23 protein-coding genes are annotated in these 24,372 nt (G+C 70.0%); 15 read left to right on the forward strand and 8 right to left on the reverse strand.

What is annotated here, in order from left to right; all coding sequences use genetic code 11:
- The first annotated feature begins 150 nt into the window (after positions 1-150).
- Genes ACWFRB_RS05405 through ACWFRB_RS05415 form a run of 3 tightly spaced genes read left to right on the forward strand, consistent with a single transcriptional unit; the run spans position 151 to position 2,991 of the window.
- Positions 151-753: a TetR/AcrR family transcriptional regulator gene (locus tag ACWFRB_RS05405; RefSeq protein WP_452639381.1), complete on the forward strand. Its 603-nt coding sequence runs from the start codon at positions 151-153 to the stop codon at positions 751-753.
- Positions 750-1,952, forward strand: coding sequence for a DUF418 domain-containing protein (locus ACWFRB_RS05410; RefSeq protein ID WP_452639382.1), 1,203 nt, complete (start codon positions 750-752; stop codon positions 1,950-1,952). Before ACWFRB_RS05405 ends, ACWFRB_RS05410 begins: the two co-directional genes overlap by 4 nt.
- A gap of 40 nt (positions 1,953-1,992) precedes the next feature.
- Positions 1,993-2,991 carry an alpha/beta hydrolase family protein gene (locus tag ACWFRB_RS05415; protein WP_452639384.1) on the forward strand — a complete coding sequence of 333 codons (999 nt, stop codon included), beginning with the start codon at positions 1,993-1,995 and terminating at the stop codon, positions 2,989-2,991.
- Between the two features lie 5 nt (positions 2,992-2,996).
- On the opposite strand, the gene ACWFRB_RS05420 is transcribed toward ACWFRB_RS05415, so the two are convergent.
- A complete protein-coding gene (locus ACWFRB_RS05420; protein ID WP_452639385.1) occupies positions 2,997-3,371 on the reverse strand; it encodes a nitroreductase family deazaflavin-dependent oxidoreductase in 375 nt (124 codons plus the stop codon).
- A gap of 152 nt (positions 3,372-3,523) precedes the next feature.
- Between ACWFRB_RS05420 and ACWFRB_RS05425 the strand changes: the two genes are divergently transcribed.
- Together ACWFRB_RS05425 and ACWFRB_RS05430 are read left to right on the forward strand one after the other, a co-directional pair.
- A complete protein-coding gene (locus tag ACWFRB_RS05425) occupies positions 3,524-4,135 on the forward strand; it encodes a TetR/AcrR family transcriptional regulator (protein ID WP_452639415.1) in 612 nt (203 codons plus the stop codon).
- A gap of 42 nt (positions 4,136-4,177) precedes the next feature.
- Positions 4,178-4,741, forward strand: coding sequence for a hypothetical protein (locus ACWFRB_RS05430; RefSeq protein ID WP_452639387.1), 564 nt, complete (start codon positions 4,178-4,180; stop codon positions 4,739-4,741).
- A 19-nt stretch (positions 4,742-4,760) separates the two neighbouring features.
- Here ACWFRB_RS05430 and ACWFRB_RS05435 read toward each other — a convergent pair whose 3' ends face one another.
- Both ACWFRB_RS05435 and ACWFRB_RS05440 read right to left on the reverse strand, forming a co-directional pair.
- Positions 4,761-6,032, reverse strand: a complete 1,272-nt coding sequence (locus ACWFRB_RS05435; protein WP_452639417.1) for a hypothetical protein — start codon at positions 6,030-6,032, stop codon at positions 4,761-4,763.
- Between the two features lie 99 nt (positions 6,033-6,131).
- Positions 6,132-7,079 (reverse strand): NAD-dependent epimerase/dehydratase family protein, encoded by a 948-nt coding sequence (locus ACWFRB_RS05440; protein ID WP_452639389.1) that lies wholly within the window; start codon positions 7,077-7,079, stop codon positions 6,132-6,134.
- Between the two features lie 137 nt (positions 7,080-7,216).
- Between ACWFRB_RS05440 and ACWFRB_RS05445 the strand changes: the two genes are divergently transcribed.
- On the forward strand, positions 7,217-7,921 hold the full coding sequence (locus tag ACWFRB_RS05445; protein ID WP_452639391.1) for a TetR/AcrR family transcriptional regulator: 705 nt from the start codon (positions 7,217-7,219) through the stop codon (positions 7,919-7,921).
- 63 nt (positions 7,922-7,984) lie between these two features.
- Entirely contained in the window at positions 7,985-8,590 is a 606-nt protein-coding gene (locus ACWFRB_RS05450) for a YqgE/AlgH family protein (protein WP_452639393.1), read from the forward strand.
- A 19-nt stretch (positions 8,591-8,609) separates the two neighbouring features.
- Here ACWFRB_RS05450 and ACWFRB_RS05455 read toward each other — a convergent pair whose 3' ends face one another.
- Positions 8,610-9,608: a bile acid:sodium symporter family protein gene (locus tag ACWFRB_RS05455; RefSeq protein ID WP_452639394.1), complete on the reverse strand. Its 999-nt coding sequence runs from the start codon at positions 9,606-9,608 to the stop codon at positions 8,610-8,612.
- A gap of 85 nt (positions 9,609-9,693) precedes the next feature.
- Between ACWFRB_RS05455 and ACWFRB_RS05460 the strand changes: the two genes are divergently transcribed.
- Positions 9,694-10,545, forward strand: a complete 852-nt coding sequence (locus tag ACWFRB_RS05460) for a LysR family transcriptional regulator (RefSeq protein ID WP_452639396.1) — start codon at positions 9,694-9,696, stop codon at positions 10,543-10,545.
- 19 nt (positions 10,546-10,564) lie between these two features.
- Here the strand turns inward: ACWFRB_RS05460 and ACWFRB_RS05465 are convergent, their stop codons facing one another.
- Together ACWFRB_RS05465 and ACWFRB_RS05470 are read right to left on the reverse strand one after the other, a co-directional pair.
- Positions 10,565-11,533, reverse strand: coding sequence for a DUF1648 domain-containing protein (locus tag ACWFRB_RS05465; protein ID WP_452639397.1), 969 nt, complete (start codon positions 11,531-11,533; stop codon positions 10,565-10,567).
- A gap of 38 nt (positions 11,534-11,571) precedes the next feature.
- Positions 11,572-12,060: an SdpI family protein gene (locus tag ACWFRB_RS05470; protein ID WP_452639399.1), complete on the reverse strand. Its 489-nt coding sequence runs from the start codon at positions 12,058-12,060 to the stop codon at positions 11,572-11,574.
- Positions 12,061-12,189: 129 nt separating this feature from the next.
- On the opposite strand from ACWFRB_RS05470, the gene leuS reads away from it, so the two are divergent.
- A complete protein-coding gene (gene leuS, locus ACWFRB_RS05475; protein ID WP_452639400.1) occupies positions 12,190-15,036 on the forward strand; it encodes a leucine--tRNA ligase in 2,847 nt (948 codons plus the stop codon).
- Positions 15,037-15,105: 69 nt separating this feature from the next.
- Here leuS and ACWFRB_RS05480 read toward each other — a convergent pair whose 3' ends face one another.
- Positions 15,106-16,575 (reverse strand): lipase family protein, encoded by a 1,470-nt coding sequence (locus ACWFRB_RS05480; RefSeq protein WP_452639402.1) that lies wholly within the window; start codon positions 16,573-16,575, stop codon positions 15,106-15,108.
- A gap of 200 nt (positions 16,576-16,775) precedes the next feature.
- Here ACWFRB_RS05480 and ACWFRB_RS05485 point away from each other — a divergent pair, with 200 nt between their 5' ends.
- Both ACWFRB_RS05485 and ACWFRB_RS05490 read left to right on the forward strand, forming a co-directional pair.
- On the forward strand, positions 16,776-17,150 hold the full coding sequence (locus ACWFRB_RS05485) for a nuclear transport factor 2 family protein (RefSeq protein ID WP_452639403.1): 375 nt from the start codon (positions 16,776-16,778) through the stop codon (positions 17,148-17,150).
- Between the two features lie 198 nt (positions 17,151-17,348).
- Positions 17,349-18,494, forward strand: coding sequence for a heparan-alpha-glucosaminide N-acetyltransferase domain-containing protein (locus ACWFRB_RS05490; protein WP_452639404.1), 1,146 nt, complete (start codon positions 17,349-17,351; stop codon positions 18,492-18,494).
- Positions 18,495-18,534: 40 nt separating this feature from the next.
- Here the strand turns inward: ACWFRB_RS05490 and ACWFRB_RS05495 are convergent, their stop codons facing one another.
- Entirely contained in the window at positions 18,535-19,131 is a 597-nt protein-coding gene (locus ACWFRB_RS05495; RefSeq protein WP_452639405.1) for an FAS1-like dehydratase domain-containing protein, read from the reverse strand.
- A gap of 241 nt (positions 19,132-19,372) precedes the next feature.
- Here ACWFRB_RS05495 and ACWFRB_RS05500 point away from each other — a divergent pair, with 241 nt between their 5' ends.
- The 4 genes from ACWFRB_RS05500 to ACWFRB_RS05515 all read left to right on the forward strand — a co-directional run bounded on the left by ACWFRB_RS05500 (position 19,373) and on the right by ACWFRB_RS05515 (position 24,304).
- Entirely contained in the window at positions 19,373-20,536 is a 1,164-nt protein-coding gene (locus ACWFRB_RS05500) for a Rieske 2Fe-2S domain-containing protein (RefSeq protein ID WP_452639407.1), read from the forward strand.
- A gap of 53 nt (positions 20,537-20,589) precedes the next feature.
- Entirely contained in the window at positions 20,590-21,771 is a 1,182-nt protein-coding gene (locus ACWFRB_RS05505; protein ID WP_378404489.1) for an acyl-CoA dehydrogenase family protein, read from the forward strand.
- A 41-nt stretch (positions 21,772-21,812) separates the two neighbouring features.
- A complete protein-coding gene (gene bphC / locus ACWFRB_RS05510; protein ID WP_452639408.1) occupies positions 21,813-22,718 on the forward strand; it encodes a biphenyl-2,3-diol 1,2-dioxygenase in 906 nt (301 codons plus the stop codon).
- A 110-nt stretch (positions 22,719-22,828) separates the two neighbouring features.
- Positions 22,829-24,304: an FAD-dependent oxidoreductase gene (locus ACWFRB_RS05515; protein WP_452639409.1), complete on the forward strand. Its 1,476-nt coding sequence runs from the start codon at positions 22,829-22,831 to the stop codon at positions 24,302-24,304.
- Positions 24,305-24,372 lie beyond the last annotated feature (68 nt).

The raw sequence follows: 24,372 nt of genomic DNA on the forward strand, positions 1-24,372 counted from the left end.
AGCCCCCTTTGGCATTCCCGATCGCCCACCGCCCCCCGGACGGCCGCCACGATCGTCGATATGAACTTAGCAGTGCGCAACGATTCCTGGAAAGATTGATTAAGTGACCGCTCAATGTATTATTAGGCGTCCCGGGAACGAGGAGGTCGGATGCGCACAGTCGACGTCGCCGCCAGGGCGGCCAAGCGGACCGCCCTGATGGACGCCGCGGCACGGTGTTTCGCCGAGCGCGGCTACAGCGCCACCAGAACGGCGGACATCTGTTCGGGTGCGGGCATGAGCTCGGGCAATCTCTTCCACTACTTCCCCACCAAGCACGCCGTGCTGCTCGCCCTCGTCGAACGCGACGGCGAGCAGACGGGCGAGGCGATGACCGATCTCGCGCAGGCCGACGACCCCCTGGCCGGGCTGCTGTCGCTCCTCGACGAGGTCTGCGGGCTCGCGGGCGATCCGGTGTACTCCGGTCTGGCGCTGGAGATCTCGGCCGTCGCGCATCGCGACGAGGAGGTCGCGGCCCGGTTCAAGGCGAACGACCACACCTTCCGGTGCGGGCTGGCGACGCTGGTGGAACGGGCGAGCGATGCCGGTCAGCTGTCCACCGATCTCACCCCGGAGCACGCCGCGACCTGGCTGGCCGCGCTCGTCGACGGCATGTTCGCCAGGGTGGCCGCCGACCCGGACTTCGATCCCGCGGCCCAGGCGCCGATCCTGCGCCGGATCGTCACCCAGCTCCTCGCGGGTGGCGCAGAGTGAGCCTGCGCGCCGACACCGTTTCCGCACCGGTCGCCCCCGACCGGCTCCGCAATGTCGATGCGCTGCGCGGGTTCGCGCTCCTCGGGATCCTGGCCGTCAACATCTGGGCCTTCGCCGATCCCTACTACGCGTCGCCGGAATCGAACCCGGCGTTCGATTCCGGGCTCGATCACGCCGTCCGGTTCGCGGTCTCGCTGCTCTTCGAGACCAAGTTCTACCTGTTGTTCTCGTTCCTGTTCGGCTACAGCTTCACGCTGCAGATGGCGGCCGCCGAGCGGGCAGGAACGGCCTTCATCCCGCGGATGCTGCGCAGGCAGACCGGGCTGCTGGCCATCGGCCTCGTGCACGGGGCCGTCCTCTACTACGGCGAGATCCTGTCCACCTACGCGATCCTCGGCCTGATCCTGTTGGCGTGCAGGCACATCTCGCCCCGCCGGGCCGTGCAGATCGGTGTCGCGCTGGTGGTGGCGGTGGGCGTGGTGTGGATGTTTCTCGGGCTGCTGACGCTCGCGGGCGGTGGGGGCGACGGCGTCGTCGCATCGGATGCGGCGGTCAAGCTGGCGGCCTTCGGCGGTGACGTGGCCGCGACCCTCGGCTTCCATTCCGGGCACCTGCCCGAGACCATCGGGGCCCTGGTGGCCCTGCAGGCACCGAGCGCGATGGCCATGTTCTTCTTCGGATTCGCGGCGGGGCGGGTGCAGGCGTTCGCGGACCCGGACCGCTTTCGGCCGCTGATGCGCCGGATCCTGGTCTTCGGGTTGCCGGTGGGGCTGATCGGCGCGCTCGCCTACGCGCTGGCCGCGGCCTACGCGCCGGGCGGCGGCGTCGAGGTCGTCGCGTTCGGGCTCGGGCAGCTGACGGCGCCGCTGCTCACCGCGGCATACGTCGTGGCCGGGGTGATGCTGTTCCGTACCGGCCGCGGCAGCAGGATCGAGTCGGCGTTGGCCCCGATGGGCACGATCGCGCTCACCAACTACCTGCTCCAGTCGCTGGTGTTGGGTGTGCTGTTCACCGGCTATGGGTTCGGCCTGATCGATCGGCTCCCGCCGCTCGCGGTCCTCGCGGCGGTGCCGGTGATCTTCGCGACCCAGCTCGTGCTCAGCCGCTGGTGGCTGCGTGGGCGCAGGTACGGTCCGGCGGAATGGGCGCTGCGCGCGATCACCATCGCGGGCATCCCGCGATGGCGGCGTCGTGGCTAGCGGGTCGCCATCAACCCGGCGCCGATGGCTTCGTCGGGGAGTGGGCGGCCTCGCGGCGCTCCTGGTCCTCCTCCTGACCGGCGTATTGGCGGTCGTCGCGGGCAACAGCTATGCGCTCCGGGAGGAGGGGGTGACGATCACGACCGACGCGGGCCCGCTCCGCGGCGTCCTCGCCCTCCCCCGCGATGCGGAAGGGCCGGTCGGACTCGTCGTCTTCGTGCACGGGGACGGGCCGGTGGAGGCGACCAGCGAGGGGTTCTACCGCCCCATCTGGGAGGCCCTGGCGGAGGCAGGCTACGCATCGCTGTCCATGAGCAAGCCCGGAGTCGGTGGCTCCCAGGGTAATTGGCTCGAACAGTCCCTCCATGATCGAGCGGTCGAGGCCGAGACGTTGATCGACTGGGCGCTCGATCGCCCCGAGATCGACCCGCGGCGGATCGGGCTCTGGGGAGCGAGCCAGGGCGGTTGGGTACTGCCCGAGGTCGCGGTCGACCGGCCGGAGGTGTCCTTCGTCATCGCCGTGTCACCGGCGGTCAACTGGCTCGACCAGGGCCGGTACCACCTGCTGGCCGAACTCGATGCCGCCGGTGCGGGCGAGGAAGAACGCCAGGCCGCGATCGCCGAGAGCGACGAGGTCCGCGCGTTGCTGAATCGGGGCGCCACCTACGAGGAGTACCTCGAGGCGTCAACGGACGACGAGCCCATGGACCGCGACCGCTGGGGCTTCGTCCTGCGCAACCACACCGCCGACGCGACGGCCGCACTCGGGGAACTCGGGCGCAGGGACATCCCGGTGCTGCTCGTCCTCGGGGCGGACGACCGCAACGTCGATGTCGACGACACCCAGCGCGCCTACGCGCGTCTGCTCGGGGACCGGCTGACCGCGACACGCTTCCCCGACGCGGCGCACACCCTCGCCCGCTCCGGCGTCGAGGAATCGGAGCTGTGGGGCGTCCTGGTCGGGACGTTCGCGCCGCGCCACGTCTTCGTTCCCGGCTACCTCGACGCCCAGCGAGACTTCCTCGCCGGCCTGCCCTGATCGGCTCAGCCCGCGACCAGGTCCATGCGGAGGAACTCGGTGATGCGGAGCAGCTTCGGCGGGCGCGCCACGTCGTCGGAGAGGGCACGGAACGCCTCGGCTTCCCCGACGAGGCGTGGAGCGGCGAGTTCCACCTCCCGCCCGTCGACTCGGAGCCGCGCACGGTCGGCCGCCAGGACGTTCTGCACCCAGTCCGAGCGCGATCCGTACACCAGAACGAAGAGGTAGCCGCCGTCGACGGGATACGCGTCGAGCGGGGTGCGGTAGGTGGCGCCGGAGGTGCGACCCACGTGGGTCAGCACCGGCCACTTCCCGCCTGCGATCGCGCGGGGGTTGAACACCCGCTTGTTGACGTGTCCCCACCACCTCGGCATCGGCATCGGGCTCTCCTTCTCTCGTTCGGTAGGTCTCCTTACACATGTAAGGCTGACTTACGACTGTAAGCTTGTCAACATTTCCCGCACCCTGGAGTTGAGCCCTCGTGTCACCGTCACCGCAGCCGCCACGGCAACCACTCAGCCGAGATCTCGTGTTGGCAGCCGCGATCCGGGTCGCGGACCGCGGCGGCGCCCCGGCGATCACGATGCGCCGGGTGGCACAGGAACTCGGCGTGGAGGCGATGTCGCTGTATCACCACGTACCGAACAAGGACGCGATCCTCGACGGTGTGGTCGACGCGGTGTTCGCGGCGATCGAGCTACCCGATGCCGAGTGTGACGACTGGCGCAACGCGATCCGTACCCGCGCTTGCTCCGCGCGCACTGTCCTGTCGCAGCACAGTTGGGCCCTCGGCCTCATGGACTCCCGCCGCAACCCGGGGCGGGCGACGCTACGCCACCACGACGCCGTCCTCGGTGTCCTCCGGGAGGCGGGATTCACGCTGCCGATGGCCGCGCACGCCGTCTCGCTCGTCGACAGCTACATCGGCGGGTTCGTCCTCCAGGAGGCGAATCTGCCGGTGACGACGCCCGGCGAGGTCGAGGAAGTGGCGGGCAGCATCCTCGAGCAGCTGCCCGCGGCAGAGTTGCCGTACCTCACGGAGATGATCGTCGACCACGCCCTGCAGCCGGGCTACGACCACACGAGCGAGTTCGGCTACGGCCTCGACCTGATTCTGGATGCGCTCGAGGCTCGCCGGGGATAGCGCCCGTCGGAACCGGCGTCGCCGCTCGCGCGTCCAACACGTATGGGACTGGTGGAGTACTCGTTCGGTACCGGTGAGGGGGCGCCGCGGGACTGGGTGTCCGAGGCGGACCTCGACCTCGGCGACACCGGGTCCGCGGATGCGGTGAGCCTCGACTTCGACGGCGACGGCCTGTTCGACGACGCGATGTGGGACAGCGACGGGGACGGGGGCGCGGATCGTTCGGTGCTGGACGTGGGCGACGAGGGCCGGTACTTCGAAGACGCCTCGGGCGCCGGGGTCTGGGACCTCGAGGTCCCGCCGCCTCCTGCCGAAACCGGGCACGAGCTGCGCTGGACGGACGCCGGGGGCGTGGACCGAAGGGTGCCCGGCGGCGAGGACGCGCGGCCGGTGGAGGTCGACCTCGATCTCGACGGCGCCCCCGACGTCGCGGTGATCGACACCGACGGGGACTCGCTGGTCGACGTCACCCTGATCCGTTCCGGCCCTGGCGGCCCCTACGTCGCGATCGAGGTCGACGAGCGGAACGACGGGTCGGCGGACGTGACGCTGTCCGACACCGACGGCGACGGCCGATTGGACACCGTCGCAGGCGGCCCCGGCTGATCGCGGGCGGGGTGGGCGCTCAGCGCGGTGCCCGTCGCAGCGAGTTCGCCGCCACCGCGGCCAGGCCGACCCCGTACGCCGCGGCCCCGGCGAAGACGAGTCCCGAGGAGCGCCCGTCGGGGGCGACCACCGTCGCCGCGGCGGCCAGCGCGCCGATGAACGCCATGTTGAACACGGTGTCCTGCAACGCGAACACCTGCCCGCGCCGGGCGTCGTCGATGTCGATCTGCATCGCCGCGTCCCCGGTGAGCTTGATCGTCTGCCCGGCGAGGCCGAGCAGGAACGCGCCGACCAGCAGCATCGGCTGGGTGAGCACGGAGATCACCCCCAGCTGCACGGCGGTGGCGAACACCAGTGCGCCCACGACGGTCGGGGACCTGCCGATGCGCGGGATGAGAAACGGGGTGACGCCCGCGGCGAGCAGCATCCCCACCGCCGCGGCGCCGACCGCGACCCCGAATCCGGCGAACCCGCCCGGCAGCGCACCCGTGTTCGAGGGATCCCGGAGGATCAGCACCATGATCAGCGTGTTGATCCCGAACACGATGCGGTGCACACCGATTCCGATCATCGCGGTGGTGACCCCGGGGGCGCCCCACACGGCGGTGGCCCCGGTGCGCAGGCCGGCCAGCACCGCTCGGACGGCGTCGAGGCCGGTCGGGCCCGCATCGGCGAGGTCGCCGGTGGGCCCGAGGCGGTGCGCGGCGAAGCCGGCCGCGGCGAGCGCGCCGAGCGCGGAACCGACCGAGGCGAGGGCGACCGCGAGGCCGGAGCCCCGGTCCCCCTCGCCGAGCACCCCGATGATCGCGACGGCCGTCCCCGCGCCCGCGGCGGAGACCCCGGCCCCCGCGGTCGCCAGCACGGAATTCGTTGACACCAGCCAGGATTGACGTACCACGTTCGGTAGTGATGCCGAGACCCCCGCCAGCACGAACCGGCTGACCCCGACCGCGGCGAGGGCGAGCAGCAGCAATGGGGTCTGTGGTCCGCCGGTCACGAGCACGGCCGCGGCCGCCAGGATCAGGCCGCCGCGCAGCAGGTTCGCCCACATCAGGACAGCGCGCCGGTCCCATCGGTCGAGCAGGGCGCCTGCGAAGGGGCCGACCAGCGAGTAGGGCAGCAGCAGCACCGCGAACCCCGCGGCGATCGCGATGGGATCGGTCTCCCGTTCGGGATTGAACAGGATGGCGCCGCCGAGCGCGGCCTGGAAGAGCCCGTCGCCGAACTGGCTCGCGAAACGGACGGTGGTGAGTCGGCCGAGTCCGGGCGACCGGCGCAGCACGGCGCGCAGGCCGCCGTGCCCGCGCGTCGGGTCTGTCGGGGTCGGATCGGGTGGCGTCGGCGCGCCCGGCGTCGCGCTTCCCGGCGTCGAGTTCACCACCAGCTGACCCTATCGCGGCGCGGGCGCGAGCTCCCGTGTGCGCCACCACGCGACGGTGGCGGCGGCCGCCTCGGCCAGCGGGGTCGGCGCCAGGCCCAGCAGCCGCTCGCTGCGGCCGGAGTCCAGCACGAACGGTCGCTCGAACTGGTACAGCATCTCGGCCAGTTCGCGGCTGTCGCGGTGCACGAGTCCGGCGCCGCGGAGCAGCCAGCCGGGCAGCACGCCGGTCTTCGGGTCCGGCACGCCCGCGGCGGCGGCGTAGGCGTGCACCATGGCGCGCTGGGTGATCGCGGGACCGGTCGGGGCGTGCAGGACCGAGTTCCACAGCGAGGGGTCGGCGGCCGCGGCGATCATGGCCGCCGCGAGGTCGGGCACGTAGGTGAACGAATGCGGGATGTCGAGGCCGCCCATGACGCGAACGGTCTTGCCCGACAAGATGATCGGCACCATCCGTTCGCCCGCATGCGCCATCAGCACCCGCGGCCCGAAGAAGTCGGAGGCGGCCACGCTGACGGTGGCGGTGTCCGATGCCTCGCGCTGGCGCAGCAGCTGGGTGCGGATGCCCGGCTTGCCGTCGCGGGCCTCGCGCGGGGTGTCCTCGGTGATGGGGCCGTCGACCTGCCCGTAGGAGTACAGGCTCTCCGGGAACACCACGACCGCCCCTGCCCGGCCGGCGGCGGCGAGCACTGCTCGCTCGGTGGACGGCAGCTCGCGACGCCAGGCCTCGGCCGAGTATGCCGAGCCGTGGGTGCAATGGAACACCGCCGCGGCGCCCTCGAGCGCGGCGTCGAGCGCGCCAGGCACGGAGACGTCGACGCGGAGCCGCTCCACATTGGGCCGCTCGGGTCCGGAGCCGGACCTGGTCAGCACGCGGACGCGGTGTCCCTGCGCCGCCAGCTGGTCGGCGACCGTCCATCCGACGGGCCCCGCGCCGGTCACTACCTGCACTGTCGACATCGCAATCACTCCTGGGTGTGGTTTCCGGATATTCGAGAGCACTGCTCTCGAAACAACAGTGCGCCGACTTCGGGAGAATGTCAAGAGCACTGCTCTCTTTTGTTGACAGTGCTCACGAAACCGGCCAGGCTGGGGCGGTGACCGGTACCCCGCGCGAACGCGCACGCGAGCAGACCCTGGCCGACATCACCCGGATCGGCCGGGAGCACCTGGCCAGGGATGGGGCGGCGGCGCTGTCGTTGCGCGCGGTCGCCAGGGACCTCGGGGTGGTCTCCTCTGCCGTGTACCGGTACGTCAAGAGTCGCGACGAACTGCTCACCCTGCTGGTCGTGGAGGGCTACACCGAGCTGGGTGACGCGGTCGACGCTGCCGTGGGTTCCGCGCCCGCAGGCGATCCGCGCGCCCGGTTGCACGCCCTCGGGCACGCGGTGCGGGACTGGGCGCTGGCCGAGCCGGCGTGCTACGGGCTGCTGTTCGGCAGTCCGGTGCCGGGTTACCAGGCACCGGCCGAGCGCACCACCGGGCCGGGTACCCGCGTCGTCGGAACGCTGGTGAAGATCTTCGACGAGGCCGGTCGTTCCGGCGAACTCGTTGTCCCGCAGACGATCCCAATGGGAGAACCGTTGCGGGAAAACCTGCGGGCAATCCGCGAGGAGATGGGGCTGGAGCTGCCCGAGGAGGCCCTGGCGCGGGGTGTGCTCGCCTGGTCCTCGCTGTTCGGCGCGGTGAACTTCGAGGTGTTCGGTCAGTACGGGGCGGACACCTTCGCGGACCCGCGGGGGCTGTTCGAGCACCACCTGTCGGTGCTGGACGAGATGGTCGGGCTCGCCCCGCCGGAGTGAGGCGGCGCGGCGGGCCGCGCGTTACCCGGCACGCGTGTCGACCGCCGGTGCGATGATTGTCCGGTGGACCACGCAGAAGAACCCGAGGACCGGATGGCGCCGACCGAACCGATCGTGCGCCCGGGCAGCCTGCTGATCTCCTCGACCGAGCTCACCGAGCCGGCCTTCCGCCGCACCGTGGTCTACGTCATCGAGCACAACGACGCGGGCAGCCTGGGGGTGGTGATCAACCGGCCGAGCGAGACCGCGGTGCAAGCGGTGCTGCCCCAGTGGACGGAGCTGTGCGCCAATCCGCGGGCGCTGTTCATCGGCGGCCCGGTGAAGCGGGACTCGGCGCTGTGCCTGGCCACGCTGCGTACCGGGGCGAACATCGACGGGGTGTCCGGGGTGCGCCGGGTGGACGGCCGGGTGGTCATGGTCGACCTCGATTCCGATCCGGACACCGTCGGCCCGCTCATCGAGGGTGTGCGGGTGTTCGCGGGGTACTCGGGCTGGACCATGGGGCAGCTGGACTCGGAGTTGCAGCGCGACGACTGGACCGTGCTGTCCGCGCTGCCGTCCGACGTGATCGGCCCACCGCGGATCGATCTCTGGGCGCACGTCCTACGCCGTCAGCCGCTCCCGCTCGCGCTGCTCGCGACCCACCCGATCGACGTCGACCGGAACTGACAAGGCAGGCCCGAGCGGTTCACCGGCCCGGCGTGGAGGCCGCCGGTTCCGGGTCCTGGCGACGGGCGAACCGCTGCGCAAGCGCGGCGCAGACGATCAGCTGGATCTGATGGAAGATCATCAGCGGCAACACGATCAGGCCGACCGGCTGCCCGGCGAAGAGCACCGAGGCCATCGGCAGCCCGGTCGCGAGCGACTTCTTGGATCCACAGAAGAGGATCACGATCCGGTCCGGCAGCGAGAACCCGAGCGCGCGCCCGGCGAAGGCCGTCACCCCGAGCACCGTCGCGAGGATCGCGCAGCAGACCGCGACCAGCGCGAGCACCCGCCAGGCGGAGAGCCCGCTCCACGCGTGCTCGTTCATGCCCGCGCTGAACGCCGAGTACACCACCAGCAGGATCGAGCCGCGGTCGACGAGCTTGGTCGGTGCGGCGTGCCGTTGTAGCCAGCCGGTCACCCACGGCCGGATCAGCTGACCGATGACGAACGGGAGCAGCAGCTGCAGCACGATGTCGACGATCGAGGACGCGTCGACGGTCGCCTCGCCGGTGGTGTTCATCAGCAGGATCACCAGCAGCGGGGTGATGAACACCCCGATCAGATTCGAGAACGAGGCGCTGACGACCGCCCCTGCGACGTTGCCGCGCGCGATCGAGGTGAACGCGATGGACGACTGGACCGTCGAGGGCACCAGGCACATGTAGAGCACGCCGGTGTAGAGCTCATCGGTGAGGACCGTGGGCGCCAGCACGCGAAGCGCGAGCCCGATCAGCGGGAACAGCAAGTAGGTCGACGCCAGCACCACCGAGTGCAGCCGCCAGTGCTTGAGCCCCTCGAGCGCCTCGCGCGGGTGCAGCCGGGCGCCGTAGAGCAGGAACAGCAGCGCGATCGCGATCTTGGTGGCCCAGTCCAGCACCGTCTGCCCGCCGCCGGATGCCGGGAAGATGCTGGCCACCACGGCCACCGCGATGATCGACAGGATGAACCCGTCGATGTAGAACCTGCTCAAGAACTTCACATCGGCAACGGTAATCCGCGGCTCAGATATCGCGAAAGTCGATCACAACGATAATTCACATCGAGAACCGTGATAGATATGGCTGATGCTCGATCCGGTGCTGCTGCGCAGCTTTCTCGCCGTGGAGCGTTGCGGCGGGTTCACCGCCGCCGCGCACCAGCTCGGCCTGCGTCAGTCCACCGTCAGCGGACACATCGCCCGGCTGGAGAAATCGATCGGTCGGGAGCTGTTCCGGCGCGACACCCGCAACCTGGAACTGACCGCGGACGGGTCGGCGATGCTGGGCTTTGCCCGCACCATCCTGGACGTGTCGCAGCAGGCCGAGAGCTATTTCGCGGAGTCGGAGCTGTCCGGGGTGCTGCGCTTCGGAGCCTCCGACGACCTGGTCGCGGCCGAGCTGCCGGAGGTTTTGCTCGAGTTCCGGCGCAGCCACCCGCGCATCGACCTGGAGCTGACTGTCGGCCTCAGCGAGAATCTCGGCGCCAAGCTGGCGGCGGGCGAGCTCGACATCGCGTTCGGGATGCGCAGGCCGGGCGAGCAGCACGGCGAACTGGTGTGGCGCGACCGCCTGGTCTGGGCGGGATCCCACGGCGCGGAACCGGTGGAGGGCCCGGTGCCGCTTGTCACCTACCCACCGCCGAGCATCACCCGCCGCGCCGCGATGGAGGCGCTCGAGCGGGCGGGTCTGGTGTGGCGCACCACCTGCGTCACCGACAGCCTGCTCGGCCTTCGCGCGGCCGTGCTCGCCGGGCTGGGGTACATCGTGCACTCGGAGTCGCTGCTGCCGGACGGTTTGGTCCCGCTGGCCGACGGCACCCTCCCCGACCCCGGCGACGCCGACTTCGTGCTGATGCGCCGGTCCCGGCCCGCCTCCAAGCCGGAGGCGGCGCTGACCGCTGCGATCCTCGCCAACGAGCGTCGGTTGCGCCGGAGTTGAGCCGTTCTCGGCCCCGCGCTCAGCGGTCGGCCAGCCGCCGGTCCGCGAGGGCGTTCAGCGCGCCCGCCATCTCCTCGGCCCGTGGCGTGGTGACCGTCAGTCGCTGACCGTTGGCGGCCGTGAAGACCACCGCGGGCCCGGTCGTGGTGACCACGCCGTAGTTGCCGCGGCCCTTCAGGCGCAGCCCCCAGCCGCCGAAGTCCCTGGACGGGTTCACCTCCTCGACGTCGGCCCCGACCAGCTCCTCGACCCCGTACCCGACCGCGGTCATGCCCAGGTTGCGCACCCAGAGCCCCGTCTCGTCGAGGGTCACCCGGAAGCGCAGCAGCCCGACCATCAGCAGGGCGACCGGCAGGAAGACCGCCAGCGGCCACCACGAGCCCGCCCGCGCGCAGAGCCCGCCGGTGATCGCCGTGCCGACCCCGAGCAGGACCGCCGTGGTCGTGGGGCTCAGCCCGAGCCGTTGGGTGATCGGCAGGTCCAGCGGTCCGCGGGGCAGCCGCGGGTCCGGCGGCAGGGTCGCCGCGGATCGTTCGCGATAGTCGCGCAGGGTCGACGCCCCGAGGACGCCGACGGCGGCGCCTGCCACGATCCCGAGCCCGATCCACGACATCGGCAGCGCCACGTTCACGGCCGTTGCCAGGTCCAGTTGCGCGGCGAGCAGCGCGATCCACAGGGTGAGCAGCAGGCCGACCACGGTCAGGCCGACGATCAGCATCGCGCGGCGCATCATCAGCAGGGCGCCCGCGAGGGCGGCGATCGCGCTGGCGCCGCATCCGACGAGGAGGATCACGATCACCATGGTCGAGGCCAGCGACCCGGGTGTGCTGAAGCCGTCGGGGCCACTCCCTGACCAGTGCGTGCCGATGCTCTCGGGCAGGCGCGGGGACCAGAGCCGGGTGAGCGTCAGGCCGGCGGTGGCCGCGAGCGCGGGCACACCGATGCCGAACAGGACGCCGGCCGGATCGAACGTCCGGGAATTGCTCATGGGCGCCGATTCAACCAGGCGCCCGCGCGCGGACCCGTTCAGCCGGGCAGGCAGGCGCCCTTGAGGGCGCAGGACCCGCAGGATTCCATGCCGCAATCCGCGGCGGCCGCGGCGTCCGCAGCGTTGTCGACGGACTCCGCGGACTCCGGCTCGGCGGGGCTGCCGCAGCCGCAGTCGTGGCCGCAGCCACCGGCAGGGGCGGCCGCAGCGGCGGCGCGGGCTCCCATGGATCCGCCGTATCCGGCGGTGACCAGGGCCGCGACCAGGGCGACGGCGACGGCGAGAAGTCCGCCGGCCGTGCCGAAGGTGAGGGCGCCGATACCGCCGATGACCAGCAACAACGCGGCCGCGGCCATGGTGGGCGCTGCGATGCGGTTGGCGAGGCGGAAGGCGTCGTCGCTGGCGAGGGCCTCGGGGGTGGTGACCCCGGCCCAGCGGTTACGCGGCAGCCGGCCGGCGATCCCGGCGACCGCCACCACGCCGACGGCGAGGGCGACTACGAACAGCACGGTTGCGACGATGACCACGGGTCCAGGGTACGGCGGGGACCGATGACCGGGACTATTCGGGTGACGCCTTAGGCTGGTCGGCGGTAATCCATGCCCGAGAACCAGCGCCGAGACGCCGAGCTCAGCGCAGAGTAGATAGCGAAACACGTGACCGAGCCAGTGCAGCAGCCAGCGGACGACGCCACCCCTCAGCACCGATACACCGCGGAGCTCGCGGGTCGGATCGAGCGGCGGTGGCAGGAGCTGTGGAGTGAGCGCGGCACCTTCAACGCGCCGAACCCGGTCGGCGATCTCGCCGGGGAGTTGCCCGCGGACAAGCTCTTCGTCCAGGACATGTTCCCGTACCCGTCCGGCTCGGGCCTGCACGTCGGGCACCCGCTCGGCTACATCGCGACCGACGTGTTCGCGCGCTACCACCGCATGCACGGGCACAACGTGCTGCACACCCTCGGCTACGACGCCTTCGGCCTGCCCGCCGAGCAGTACGCGGTGCAGACGGGCACCCACCCGCGCACCACCACCGAGTCGAACATCGAGAACATGAAGCGGCAGCTGCGCCGTCTCGGGCTCGGCCACGACGAGCGGCGCTCGCTGGCCACCACCGATGTGGACTTCTACCACTGGACGCAGTGGATCTTCCTGCAGATCTTCAATGCCTGGTACGACGTCGACCTCAAGCGGGCCCGCCCCATCGCGGAGCTCGAGGCGGAATTCGAGTCCGGCGCGCGCACCGCCCCGGACGGCCGGTCCTGGACCGCGCTCGACGCGGGTGAGCGCCGAACGGTGATCGACTCGTATCGCCTTGTCTACCGGTCGGATTCGATGGTCAACTGGTGCCCCGGGCTCGGCACCGTGCTGGCCAACGAGGAGGTCACCGCGGACGGTCGCAGCGACCGCGGCAACTTCCCGGTGTTCCGTAAGCACCTGCAGCAGTGGATGATGCGCATCACCGCGTACTCGGACCGCCTCGTCGACGACCTCGAGTTCCTGGACTGGCCGGACAAGGTCAAGGCCATGCAGCGCAACTGGATCGGGCGCTCCCACGGCGCCCAGGTCCGGTTCGGCGTGGACCCCGCGGTCGACGACGTCGCGATCGAGGTCTTCACCACCCGCCCCGACACCCTGTTCGGTGCCACCTACGTCACCCTTGCCCCCGAGCACGAGCTGGTCGATCGGCTGGCCTCGGGCTCGTACGCCGCCGACGTGGACCCCCGCTGGACCGGCGGCGCCGCCAGCCCGGCCGAGGCCGTCGCCGCCTACCGCGCCTCCATCGCCGCGAAGACGGACCTGGAGCGGCAGGAGAACAAGGAGAAGACAGGCGTCTTCCTCGGCGAGTATGCGGTGAACCCGGTCAACGGGCACCGGCTTCCGATCTTCATCGCCGATTACGTGCTGACCGGGTACGGCACCGGCGCGATCATGGCGGTGCCGGGGCACGACCAGCGCGACTGGGAGTTCGCGACCACCTTCGGCCTCGACATCGTCGAGGTCATCGGGGGCGGCGACGTCACCGAGGCCGCCTTCACGGGCGACGGTCCGCTGGTGAACTCGGACTACCTGGACGGCCTCGGCGTCGTGGAGGCCAAGGCCGCCATCACCGCGCGACTGGAGGCGGACGGCACCGGCAAGGGCACCATCCAGTACAAGCTGCGGGACTGGCTGTTCGCCCGTCAGCGGTACTGGGGCGAGCCCTTCCCGATCGTCTACGGCGCGGACGGCGTCGCGCACCCGCTGCCGGAATCGATGCTGCCGGTGGAACTCCCGGAGGTCGAGGACTATGCGCCGGTCTCCTTCGACCCGAACGACGAGAACTCCGAGCCGTCCCCGCCGCTGGCGAAGGCCACCGACTGGGTGAACGTCGAGCTCGATCTCGGCGACGGGCTGCAGAGCTACCACCGCGACACCAACGTGATGCCGCAGTGGGCGGGCAGCTCCTGGTACCAGCTGCGCTACATCGACCCGACCAACAACGACGAGTTCTGCGCCAAGGAGAACGAGCAGTACTGGATGGGTCCGCGGCCCGAGCTGCACGGCCCGAACGACCCGGGCGGCGTCGACCTGTACGTCGGCGGTGTCGAGCACGCGGTGCTGCACCTGCTGTACTCGCGGTTCTGGCACAAGGTCCTCTTCGACCTCGGCTACGTGAGCTCGAGCGAGCCGTACCGCCGGCTCTACAACCAGGGCTACATCCAGGCCTATGCCTACACCGACTCGAGGGGCGTCTACGTGCCCGCGGAGGAGGTCACCGAGCGCGACGGCAAGTTCTTCCACGGCGACGAGCCGGTCCACCGCGAGCACGGCAAGATGGGCAAGTCCCTGAAGAATTCCGTTGCGCCGGACGAGATCTGCGAGGAGTACGGCGCGGACACCCTGCGCGTGTACGAGATGTCGATGGGGCCGCTGGACACCTCACGTCCGTGGGCGACCAAGGACGTCGTCGGGTCGCACCGGTTCCTGCAACGTGTCTGGCGCACGGTCGTCGACGAGGAGACCGGCGAGCTCCGGGTCACCGACGCGGTGCCCACCGACGACACCCTGCGCGCGCTGAACAAGACGATCGACGGCGTCAACGCGGACTACGCCGCGCTGCGCGACAACACCGCGGCGGCCAAGCTGATCGAGCTGAACAACCACCTGACCAAGGCGTACCCGAACGGGGCGCCGCGGTCGGCGGTCGAGCCGCTGGTGCTGATGCTCGGCCCGCTGGCCCCGCACCTCGCCGAGGAGCTGTGGTCCCGACTCGGGCACGAGACCTCGCTGGCGCACGGACCGTTCCCGCTGGCCGAGGACAAGTGGCTGGTCGACGACACCGTCGAGTATCCGATCCAGGTCAACGGCAAGCTGCGCAGCCGGCTGACCGTGGCCGCCGATGCGGACCCGAAGTCCATCGAGGCCGCGGCACTGGCCGACGAGAAGATCGTCGCCATCCTGGAGGGCAACGCGCCCCGCAAGGTGATCGTGGTGCCGGGCAAGATGGTCAACATCGTCAAGTAGGCAGCTCCGCTGCCCGTGCGCGGTTAGCGGGTCCAGGGACCAGCTAACCGCGCACAGGGGCGAAGCCCCTCAGCACTCGGTCGGTGCCGGTTCCCCGCGCAGCCGGGCGTCGACCCAGTCGAATGCCCCGGGATTCCCGGTGAGCTCGCCGAGGATGTGTTCGCCTGGTACCTGCCGGTACAACGCGCGCACGCCGTAGCCGCACTGCTCGTCGTACAGGTTCCGTGAGCCGAGTGCGGGGACCCAGAACTCCTGACCGCCGCTGTAGATGTACAGCGGGGTGCCGGACTTACGATCCGCCATTTTCATTTTCGTGTAGATGTCGTGTGCGACAGGTGAATCCAGCGCCTGCTTCACATTCGCGAGCGCCTCGGCCGGTATCCCGAAGACGCCGGCGAGGGCGAGGGTGTTCGCGCACTGGTCCTTGATGGACGTGATGCTCAGCCGCTGTCCGAGAGTGTTGATCAGCGGGAGGATCTCGGGGTTCTCCCTCGTGATCCCGAACACCGCCGCGAGGAACAGTCCCCCGGCGAGGTTGCCGTTCATGGTGCGTCCGAGCATCTCGAAGTCGGCGGGTATGCCGCCGAGCGCGGCGCCGACGACGTCGCCTGCCAATTCGGGGGCGTACGAGTCGATCAGCTTGACCGCGCCGTGCGTCGCGATCGAACCGCCGGAGTAGCCCATCATGGCGAGCTTGCTGGAGCCGAACTCGGCGGGGAACACGGCCCGCATGCCGCGGATGGTGTCGAGGATCGCGTGCCCGGCGACGAAGGGTTCGGCGTATGCCATCCGGGGACCCTCGTGGTCGGGGATGAGCACCGCGTAGCCGCGTTCCTCGGCCTTCGTGGTGACGGGCCGGAGCAGCTCGAGGAAGTTCTCCGTCGGCGTGATCCCGTTCCCGAGGGTGTGACCCGGGGTGCAGGTCCGCCCGAGCCCGTTGATCGGCACGTTGTTGACCAGGACCGGTCGCGGTCCGGGACCTGGCCAGGGCGTGGCAGGCACGACGAGTGTTGCGGTCGCGAACGACGGGTCGCCTGCCGAGTCGGTGCTTCTCACCTTGATCTGGCGCACCTCCCGCACCGGCCCGCGCAGGAGCGCCCTGGCGGCGGGAGTCACGTCGCGGGTCTCGATGACCTGGCCGTTGGACATGCCGGGCAGGCCGGGCGGGTACACGTCGAAGAACGGGTCCCCGATCGGCTTGGGCATCATCTCGGCGCGCAGCGTCTCGAGGGGCGGGGGATCGAGATCCGGCCCCGGGATCACCGAGCCGACCACGCCAGGAATCGCGGACCCCAGCGGCGACCCGGCGGCGGATCCGGTTCCGAGAGAACCGGTGATCAGCGTCGTCCCGTTCAAGGGTGTGCCGTCCGACGCGGTGCCGTCCGTCAGCGACCCGGTGCCGACCGAACCCTCACCTCCGGCGCTGCCGGTGGACTGTGCGACGGCGGTGCCGACCGACGTGCCACCCCCGACCGCGACGCTGACCGCCAAGGCGGCCACACACATTCGTACCCAGAAACCCCCGTGCTGGATAGGCATGCGCGGCACCGTAACACCGGATTGCCGCGGCCCGAACGGCTTTCGGGGACCACGGTTATCACATCGTGAGCTGCGGTCCACCGAATCCGGACGAACCGGACTCGGAGGCGGATCGATGCCTGCCCTCGTTCCATGGAATCCCGCCGGCTTCGCCGGTACCCTCGCAACTAGAACAGGTTCTACTAATGAAGGGTATCGGCATGGCGGCATCACGCGAGGACATCCTGAACACCATCGAGAGCTACGTGAAGTCGGTGGCAGGCGGCACGGTCGACGACGTCCTGGCGCTGTACGCGCCCGGCGCCACCGTCGAGGATCCGGTGGGCACCGACCCGCGGACCACCGAGGAGTCGATCCGCGAGTTCTACGGCATCATCGAGCCGCTCGAGCAGACCGCCGAGCTCGGCGTCGTCAAGATCGCGGCGGGCACGGCCGCCTTCAACTTCACCCTCACCACCATCATGGGTGATCAGAAGGTCGAGATCTCCGTCATCGACGTGATGACCTTCGACGACGACGCCAAGATCACCACGATGAAGGCGATCTGGGGCCCGGAGGACATGGTCGCCAGCTGACCGAACGCCCGGGTTCCGACCACGGGTCATACCCAGGTCGGACCCGGGATCAGTTCCAGGCCTGACGACAGCGGGCCGTCGCCGCAATACGTTCGGATCGCGACACAATCACCAGGCGACCGAAAGCGTGCGATGACCCAGATCTTGTCCCCGTCCGAGGCCCCGCCCACTCCCCGCTCACTCCCCCGGATAGTCGGCGTGGACATTGCGCGGGGCCTCGCCGTGCTCGGCATGATCGCCGTGCACACCACCAGCGCCGAACAGATCGGCGAGTTCGCCCACTTCGCGCTCAGCGGCCGCGCCGCCATCCTCTTCGCGGTGCTGGCCGGGGTGTCGCTGGCGCTCAGCACCGGCGGAACCCGCCCGCCCGAGCGGCTGGGCGCCGCGCGCAGATCCATCGCCGCCCGCGCTCTCGCGCTGTTCGTCCTCGGCCTCGTCCTCACCCAGCTCGGATCCCCGGCGCTGGTCATCCTCGCGACGTACGCGGTGCTGTTCCTGATCGCTTTGCCGCTGCTGCGGCTGAGCTGGCGGTGGCTCGCCGCCGCCGCGGCCGTCACTGCCGTCGCGGGTCCGCTGCTCTCGTTCGCCATCCGGTCACGGATGACGAGCCCCGACGTAGCCGGTGAGAGCGCGCGGTTCGAGATGCTCACCTCGATCGACGGGGTCCGGCACCTCGGCTCGGTGATCCTGCTTCAGGGCGCCTACCCGGTGCTCACGTGGGTACCGTTCCTGTTGGCGGGCATGGCGATCGGCCGCTGGGGCCTGCGGCGCGAGCGAGCGGGGGCCGTCCTGGCCGCTCTTGGCTCGGCGCTGGCCGTGCTCGGGCTCGGCGGGTCCTGGGGGGCGCTGAACCTGTTCGGCGGGAAGGACGCCCTGGTGGCGTTCCTGGACAAAGTCATGCCGGGCGAGGGCGCGGAGATGCTCCCGTTCATGCTCCGTTCCTCGGGCCTGGGCGTCGTCAGCACCGACCCCTGGCAGTGGATGCTCACCAGCACCCCGCACAGCGGAACCGTGTTCGAGGTCGTCGGCTCGGGTGGGATCGCGATCGCGGTCCTCGGACTGAGCCTGCTCGCGGCGGGGATCGCCCCGCGCATTCTCACGCCGCTGGCCGCGCTCGGATCGATGCCACTGACGATCTACGCCGGGCACATCGTCGCGCTGGCGCTGTTGCTGCGCAGCGAATCGTTCACCTACTCGTGGGCGCTCCCGGTCTGGTTCCTGGTGGTGCCGTTGGTCTTCGCGACGCTGTGGCGGCGCTACCTAGGGCGGGGTCCGCTGGAGTGGGCGCTGAACAAGATCGGGGCGGGCGCCGCCCGGCTCGGTTCTCCGCGCGCGCTCGGCTAGCGCGCGAACGCAGGACAACGCCCCGACGGCGCCCCGACGGTCAGGCGGCGAGGGCGAAGGTGGCCCAGGCGCGGGCCGCGACACGTCCACCCTGCCCGGTGGCAGTGAGGACCACGTCGACGCGCGCCTCCCCGTCGGCGGTGTACTCCTGCACCACCTCGCCCGAGCACGACAGCGTCTCGTCGGCCGCGACCGCGGTCACCAGGCGGGTGCGGAATCGTCGCACCGACTCCGGGCCGAGCCAGTCGGTGGCGTAGTTGGCGAGCTGTCCGACCACCGCGGTGTCGCCGCCCGCGCCCTGCGTCCACGCGTCGGCGATCAAACGGCCGTCGGCGTCGCGGTACTCGGTGATCCGGTCGTGCTCGCCGTCGCGCACGGTCACGGTCAGCTTGTCACCGGCGCGGGGCGGCGCGCCGAAGAAGCGGCAGTCGCGTTCCGACGGGACGTCGTGGGCGCCGGCGATCGAATCGGTTCCGCACAGGTAGGTCGGCGGCACCACCGGGCGCTCGGCGTCGCGGTATGCGGCGTGGGTGGAGCGGGTGGCCTCCGCGAACTCGAGGATCTTGCCGCGCTCCAGGTCGACGGTGACGCCGGTGAACGGCGCCCCCACCGTGCTCGCTGCGGTTGTGGTGATCATCGATCCGCACCTCCTTCGATCAGTTCGGATACCGCGACGTTAGGTCCGCGGGCGGCGCGGTCGGCATTCTCTTCCCGCTGATCGGGAGACCCCGGGCACCGGCTTGCTGGGCGGGGGCGAAATCGTCCCGGTCAGCGGGAAGGCCTCATGAACTCGCATGCCATCGCCCCGAAGTATGAGGCGCATCACATCAGTGCGTTTCTCGAGCGCGTTTGTCTCGAGAGTGAGAGAAGAGGTGGCGATGGCGCTGCAATCCAAGTCCGAAGCCGACGAGGTCAGGATGATCGAGGCGGCGGCGGCTCCGACCCGGTTCGCCCGCGGTTGGCACTGCATCGGTCTGCTGAAGTCGTTCCAGGACGGAAAGCCGCACGAGATCAAGGCCTTCGGCACCTCGCTGGTGGTGTTCCAGTCGGAGTCGGACGGCAAGCTCAACGTGCTCGACGCCTACTGCAGGCACATGGGCGGCAACCTCGCCCAGGGCACCGTCAAGGGCGACTCCATCGCCTGCCCGTTCCACGACTGGCGCTGGGGCGGCAACGGCAAGTGCAGCGGCATCCCGTACGCCCGCCGCGTGCCCCCGCTCGCGCGCACCCGCAGCTGGCCGACGCTCGAGCGCAACGGTCAGCTCTACGTGTGGCACGACCCGCAGGGCAGCAAGCCAACCGATGAGGTGACGATCCCCGAGATCGAGGGCTTCGGTTCCGACGAGTGGACCGCCTTGACCTGGAACTCCATGCTGATCGAGGGCTCGCACTGCCGCGAGATCGTCGACAACGTCGTGGACATGGCGCACTTCTTCTACGTGCACTACTCGTTCCCCCGATTCTTCAAGAACGTCTTCGAGGGCCACGTCGCCACCCAGTACATGCGCTCCACCCCGCGCCACGACATCTCGGTCGGCACCAGCTACGACGATCCGAACTCCACCCTCCGCTCGGATGCCTCGTACTTCGGCCCGTCCTACATGATCGACTGGCTGTGGAGCGACGCCCAGGGCATGACGATCGAGACGGTGCTCGTCAACTGCCACTACCCGGTCGACGAGAACTCCTTCGTGCTCCAGTACGGCGCGATGGTCAAGAAGCCGAAGGGCATGTCGGACGAGGCGGCCGAGGGCATGGCGCAGCAGTTCGCCGAGGGCGTCGAGATGGGCTTCGAGCAGGACGTCAAGATCTGGAAGAACAAGGCGCCCATCGACAATCCGTTGCTGTCCGAGGAGGACGGCCCGGTGTACCAGCTGCGCCGCTGGTACAAGCAGTTCTACGTCGACGTCGAGGACGTCACCGAGGACATGACCAAGCGCTTCGAGTTCGAGATCGACACCGACCGCGCCGTGCAGAGCTGGGAGGCGGAGGTCGCCGACAACCTCGCCAACGGTGTCGTCCCCATCCAGGCCAACGCCTGATCCATCCGCCAGACCTGCCCACGATCTACCGATAGACAAGAAGGAACACCACGATGACCAACAAGGCACTCGACAATCTCATCGAGATCGCGGATCAGATCCGCGACCAGGCGACCGAGGCGGAGCGGATCGGTCGGCTTCCCGACGAGACTGCGAAGCTGCTCAAGGCTGCCGGCCCGATCAAGCAGCTGCAGCCGAAGCAGTACGGCGGCTTCGAGGCGCACCCGCGTGCCTTCTCCGAGACCGTGATGAAGGCCGCCTCGCTCGACCCGGCCACCGGCTGGGTGTGCGGCATCGTCGGTGTGCACCCCTGGCAGCTGGCCTTCGCCGACCCGAAGGTGCAGGAGGAGATCTGGGGCGCGGACGACAACACCTGGGTGGCCTCCCCCTACGCCCCGACCGGGATCGCCAAGCCGGTCGACGGCGGATACATCTTCAACGGTCGCTGGCAGTTCTCCTCCGGCACCGATCACTGTGACTGGATCTTCCTCGGCGCCATGGAGGGCGACAAGGACGGCAACATGGCCCTGCCGCCGCGGATGCTGCACATGATCCTGCCGCGCAAGGACTACGAGATCGTCGAGGATTCCTGGAACGTCGTGGGCCTCAAGGGAACCGGCTCCAAGGACATCATCGTGCGGGACGCCTTCGTGCCCTCGTACCGGGTGATGGACGGCGATGAGGTGATCAACGGGACCGCGCAGAAGAACGCCGGCATGACCGAGACCCTCTACAAGATGCCGTGGTCCAACATGTTCCCGCTCGGCATCTCCTCCGCCGTCATCGGCATCGCCGAGGGCGCGCTGGCCGCGCACCTGGACTACCAGCGTGACCGGGTCGGGGCGCAGGGCACCGCGGTCAAGGACGACCCGTACGTGCTCTTCGCGATCGGTGAGGCCGCCGCGGACATCAACGCCGCCCGTCAGGAACTGCTCGCGAACGTCGACAAGATGTGGGACATCGTCGAGTCCGGCAAGGAGGTCTCCTTCGCGGACCGCGCCGCCGGTCGTCGCACCCAGGTGCGTGCCGCCTGGCGCGCGGTCGGTGCCGTCGACCAGATCTTCGCCCGCTCCGGCGGCAACGCGCTGCGCATGGACAAGCCGCTGCAGCGGTACTGGCGTGACGCGCACGCAGGCCTGGCCCACGCCATCCACGTGCCCAGCACCGTCTACCACGCCTCCGCGGTGAGCTCGCTCGGCCTGGACCCGGCCGACAACCTCAAGTCGATGATCTGATCCGGCCCCGCACAGCACTGAAAACAGAAGAAGGACAACACATGACTGACATCAAGGGCTTGGGCTACATCAAGGTCCAGACCAACGACATGGAGCGCTGGCGCAAGTTCGCCTTCGAAGTGCTCGGCTTCGCCGAGGGCTCCGGACCGGACGAGAACGCCATCTACCTGCGGATGGACGAGCGCGCCGCGCGCATCGTCATCGTGCCGGGTGACACCGACGAGGTCGTCACCATCGGCTGGGAGGTGCGCGACCACGCCGCCCTGGTTCGCGTGCAGGAGGCCGTGGAGGCCGCGGGCATCGCGGTCAAGCCGCTCTCGCTGGAGGAGGCCGACGCCCGCCGCGTCGAGGAGGTCATCACCTTCCAGGATCCGACCGGCGCCACCCTCGAGATCTTCCACGGTGCGGTCCTCGACCACAGCCCGATCGTCACCCCGTTCGGTGCCAAGTTCGTCACGGGCGCACAGGGTCTCGGCCACGTGGTGCTACCGGTGATGGACATCAACGGCGCCTTCGCCTTCTACACCGAGGTGCTCGGCTTCCTGTCGCGCGGCGCCTTCCGCATCCCGGCTCCGCCGGAGTTCGGCCCGATGCGGGTGCGCTTCATGGGCGTCAACGAGCGCCACCACAGCCTGGCGCTGTGCCCCGCCCCGCACGGCGGTGCCCCCGGCCTGGTGCACATCATGGTCGAGGTCGACACCCTCGACGCGGTCGGCCAGGCGCTCGACCGGGTCGTCAAGGACGGCTTCTCGGTCTCCTCGACCCTGGGCAGGCACACCAACGACAAGATGGTCTCGTTCTACGTTCGCGCTCCCGGCGGCTGGGACATCGAATTCGGAACCGAGGGCATGCGGGTAGACGAGAAGTACTACTCCGCGGAGGAGATCACCGCCGACAGCTACTGGGGCCACGACTGGTCCGGCAGCGAGCCCCTGGCGGCGATGTAGCCACAACCCCCCTCACTTCGCGCGCGGTCCCACCGTTCGTGTGCATCACCAGCGCACAGGCACCGGGTCCGCGCGTGAGGTGTATTCAGACTCAGATCGAGAGGACCGCAATGACGAGCAACACCGTGACCGTCCATCCGAGGTCGGCCGACGAGATAGAGCAGTGGGACCACGAGGCCGATGTGGTGGTGGCGGGATTCGGCGTTGCCGGTGCGTCCGCGGCCGTGGCCGCGGCCCAGGAGGGTGCCGACGTGCTGGTGCTCGAACGCACCGGCGGCTGGGGCGGCGCGGCCGCGATGGCAGGCGGGTTCATCTATCTCGGCGGCGGCACCCCGCTCCAGAAGGCTTGCGGCTTCGAGGATTCCGCCGAGAACATGAAGGCATTCATGACCGCGGCCCTCGGTCCCGGCGTCGATGCCGAGAAGATCGACGCGTACTGCCAGGGCAGCGTCGATCACTACGGCTGGCTGGTCGAGTGCGGCGTGCCGTTCAAGGCGAGCTTCTGGGGCGAGCCGGGCTGGGAACCGCCGGGTGACGACGGTCTGCAGTACTCCGGCGGCGAGAACGCCGCGCCGTTCGCCGCGACCATCCCGCCTGCCCCGCGCGGGCACGTGCCGCAGATGGCGGACAAACAGTCCGGCGGCGAGCGCGGCGGCGGGTACATGTTGATGAAGCCGCTCACCGACACCGCGACGGGGCTCGGGGTGCGCTCGGTGTACGACACCCGCGCGCAGTCGCTGGTGGTCGACGGGTCGGGCCGGGTGGTCGGCCTCGTCGCGACGCAGTACGGCAAGGAGATCGCCGTCCGGGCCCGCCGCGGCGTGGTGCTCGCGACCGGCAGCTTCGCCTACAACGACCGGATGGTCGAGGCGTACGCGCCGCGGCTGGTCGGCAGGCCGGCCGCCTCTATCGAGGAGCACGACGGCAAGGCCATCCAGATGGCGCAGGCCCTCGGCGCCGATCTGGCCCACATGGACGCGACCGAGGTGGCGTTCTTCTGCGACCCGCAGCTGTTCGTCCGCGGCATCCTGGTCAACGGCCGGGGGCAGCGCTTCATCAACGAGGACACCTACCCCGGCCGGGTCGGGCAGGCGACCCTGATCGAGAACCAGAACCAGGCGTTCCTTGTGATCGACGAGGCCGCGTACGAGGAGGCGTTGACCACCCCCACCGCCACCCCGTTCCTGCGGCATCAACCGACCTGGGTCTGCGAGACGGTCGAAGAGCTCGAGGCGGAGATGGGGTTGCCCGCGGGCACCCTGCAGTCCACCGTCGAGGTCTACAACCGGCATGCGGCGAACGGTGAGGACCCGGTGCTCGGCAAGAAGCCGGAGTGGGTCAAGCCGATCGGGTCGCCGGTCGCGGCGATCGACCTGCGCGGGTTCACCGGCGGGTTCACCCTCGGCGGGCTGCGCACCAGCGTCGACTCGGAGGTGCTGCACGTTTCGGGTGCGCCGATCCCCGGCCTGTTCGGTGCCGGCCGGTGCACCGCGGGAGTGTCCGCAGGCGGGTATGCCAGCGGTGCGTCGCTCGGCGACGGCAGCTTTTTCGGCCGTCGTGCGGGCCGGTCCGCCGCCAAGGGCTGATCCCACTGAACGGACGATAACCGCAGGTCAGGCGCAAGGGCCCCGGGTCGAGTCAATCGACCCGGGGC

This window comes from Rhodococcus sp. NPDC055112 (genome assembly GCF_053607505.1).